At 78.3% G+C, this 3,379-nt stretch carries 1 protein-coding gene; it reads left to right on the top strand.

All coding sequences use genetic code 11. The features are described from left to right. Positions 1 to 9: 9 nt before the first annotated feature. Positions 10 to 3,379, top strand: a 3,370-nt coding sequence (locus B1205_RS22275; RefSeq protein ID WP_254910129.1) for an acyltransferase domain-containing protein, incomplete at its 3' end; no start/stop codon positions are given.

The following is a 3,379-nucleotide window of genomic DNA, read 5'->3' on the forward strand; positions in this document are numbered from 1 at the left end:
ATCCTCGCGATGCGGCACGGCCTCGTGCCGGCGACGCTGCACGTCGACGAACCGTCCCCGCACATCGACTGGACCACCGGCGCGGTCACCCTGGTGACCGAGGCCACGCCCTGGCCGGCCGCCGACCGGCCGCGCCGCGCCGCGGTGTCCTCGTTCGGCATCTCCGGCACCAACGCCCACGCGGTCATCGAGGCCGCCCCCGCCGCGCCGCACCACGCCGCCCCCGCCACCGACGCCGACCCCGCCCCCGCCACCGGCGTCGGACTGGTCAGCGCCGACGCCGTGCCGCTGCTGCTGTCCGCCCGCACCGCCCGCGCCCTGCCCGCCCAGGCCACGCGGCTGCGTGACCACCTCGACGCCCACCCCGACCTGGACCTGGTCGACGTCGGCTGGTCGCTCGCCGCCGGCCGCGCCCACCACCCGTACCGGCAGGTCACCGTGGCCGCCGGCCGCGCCGCCGCGCTCGCCGCGCTCACCGCCGCCGCGCCACCGGCCAACCCCGCCGACGGTACGCCGAAGGTCGTCTTCGTCTTCCCCGGCCAGGGCTCCCAGTGGCAGGGCATGGCGCTCGACCTGCTCGACACCTCCCCGGTCTTCCGCGACCGGATGCGCGAGTGCGCCACCGAGCTGGCCGGCCTCGTCGACTGGTCGCCCGAGGACGTGCTGCGCGGCGCACCGGACGCACCGCCGCTGGACCGGGTCGACGTGGTCCAGCCGCTGCTGTTCGCCGTGATGGTCTCCCTCGCCGAGGTGTGGCGTGCCTGCGGCGTACGCCCCGACGCCGTGGTCGGCCACTCCCAGGGCGAGATCGCCGCCGCCTGCGTGGCCGGCGCGCTCACCCTCCCCGACGCGCTGCGGCTCGTCGTGGCCCGCAGCCGCGGCCTGCTCGCCATCTCCGGGCGGGGCGGGATGGTCTCCGTGCCGCTCTCCGCCGCCGACACCGCCGACCTCATCGCGCCCTGGGGCGACCGCCTCGGCGTCGCCGCGCTCAACGGTCCCACCGCCACCGTCGTCTCCGGCGACGCGGACGCCGTCGACGAGCTGCTCGCCACCGCCGCCGACCGCGACCTGCGGGCCCGCCGGATCGCCGTCGACTACGCCTCCCACTGCGCGCACGTCGACGCGGTCCGCGACGACCTGGCCGCCGCGCTCGGCACGATCACGCCGCGCCCCAGCCGGGTCGCCTTCCACTCCACCGTCACCGGCGAGCCGGTCGACACCACCGACCTCGACGCCGACTACTGGTTCCGCAACCTGCGCGAACCGGTGCGCCTCGCCCCGGTCGTGGACGCGCTGATCGACGCCGGTTACCGGGCGTTCGTCGAGGTCAGCCCGCACCCGGTGCTCAAGGTCGCGGTGCAGGACGCGCTGGAGGGGGCCACCGCCGGGTCGCCCGGCGTCGTGGTCGGCTCGCTGCGCCGCGACGAGCACGGCCCCCGCGAGCTGCTCACCGCGCTGGGCGGTCTGCACACCGCCGGCGTACCGGTGGACTGGGCGGCCGTCTTCGCCGGCTCCGACGCCAGCCGGGTCGACCTGCCCACCTACGCGTTCGCGCGGGAGCGGTTCTGGCCCGAGCCGGGCACCGCGCACGGCGGCGACGTCACCGGCGCCGGCCTCGGCGCGGCCGGGCACCCGCTGCTCGGCGCGGCGGTGCGGCTGGCCGACGCCGACGAGGTGGTGCTGACCGGCCGGCTCTCCCTCTCCGCGCAGCCGTGGCTGGCCGAGCACGTCGTCGCCGGCTCCGTGCTGCTGCCCGGCACCGCGCTGGTGGAGCTGGTGGTCCGGGCCGGCGACGAGGCCGACGCCCCCCGGGTACGCGAACTGACGCTGCTCGCCCCGCTGGCCCTGCCGGACACCGGGGGACTGCGGGTGCAGGTGCGCGTCGGCGCGTCCGACGACACCGGCGCCCGTCCGGTCACCGTGCACGCCCAACCGGACGGCGCGACCGACGCCGGGTGGACGCGGCACGCCGAAGGCGTGCTGGAGCCGGCCACCGCCGACGAGCCGACGCTCGACGCGTGGCCGCCCACGGACGCGTCCGAGGTGGACCTCACCGGCTGGTACGACACGCTCGCCGGGCACGGCCTGGCGTACGGGCCGGTGTTCCGGGGGCTGCGCCGGGCGTGGACCGGCGACGACACCGTCTACGCCGAGGTGGCCCTGCCGGAGGGGCCGGCCGACCGCGCCGGCCGGTTCGAGGTGCACCCGGCGCTGCTCGACGCCGCGCTGCACCCGATCGGCCTGCTGCCCGGCGGGGACGCGACGCCCGGCCCCCGGGTGCCGTTCACGTTCGAAGGCGTGCAGGTGCACGCCGGCGGCGCGGCCGTGCTGCGGGTGCGGGTGCGCCGTACCGGGTCGGCGGTGCGGCTCGTCGCGGCCGACGAGACCGGTGCGCCCGTGGTCTCGGTGGACTCGCTGGTGCTCAAGGAACTGGGCGGGGCCGCCGCGCCGGCCGCCGCCGACCGGTCCGTCCTCGAGGTGGCCTGGCCGGTCCGGGACGCCCTGCCCGCGACCGGGTCCACGACCTGGGCGGTCCTGACCGACGCCGGGACGGCACCCGGCGCGGCGTACCCCGACGTGGCCGCGCTGGCGGCGGCCGTCGAGGCCGGCGCACCGACCCCCGGGGCGGTGCTGCTGCCGATCCACCCCGAACCGGCCGGCGACGCGGCGGACGGCGCGGTCCGGCCCGAACCGGCCGGCGACGCGGCGGTCGACGCGGACCGGATCGGGGCGGCCGACGACGTGCCGGGACGGGTGCGGTCGGCGACGGTGGCGGTGCTGGCGTCCGTGCGGGCGTGGCTGGCCGCCGACGTGCTCTCGGACACGCGGCTGGTGGTGACGACCCGGGGCGCGGTGGCGGCGCGCGACGGCGACCGCGTCACCGACCTGGCCGGCGCGGCGGTGTGGGGGCTGCTGCGCTCGGCCCAGTCCGAGCACCCCGACCGGATCGTCCTGGCCGACCTGGACCGGGAGCCCGACGCCGACGCGCTCGCGCTGCTCGCCGCCGTCCCGGCCGGCGAACAGGTCGCGCTGCGCGGCGACGACGTGCTCACCCCCCGCGTGGTCCGCCCGGCCGGTGACCGGCTCACCCCGGCGACCGCGCTGTGGCACGTCGCGGCCGTCGACCCCGGCACCATCGACGGCGTCGGGCTGCGGCCCGTCGACCCGGCGCCGCTCGGCGCCGGTGAGGTGCGGGTGGCGGTGCGGGCGGCGGGGGTGAACTTCCGGGATGTGTTGATCGCGCTCGGGATGTACCCGGATTCGTCGGCGGTGATGGGCAGTGAGGGCGCCGGCATCGTGGTGGAGGTCGGCCCGGGTGTGTCGGGGTTGACGCCGGGTGATCGGGTGTTCGGGTTGTTCGAGCCGGGTTTCGGTCCGC

Origin of the sequence: Micromonospora sp. NBS 11-29, assembly GCF_002140155.1 — a bacterium.
Taxonomy (GTDB): domain Bacteria; phylum Actinomycetota; class Actinomycetes; order Mycobacteriales; family Micromonosporaceae; genus Micromonospora.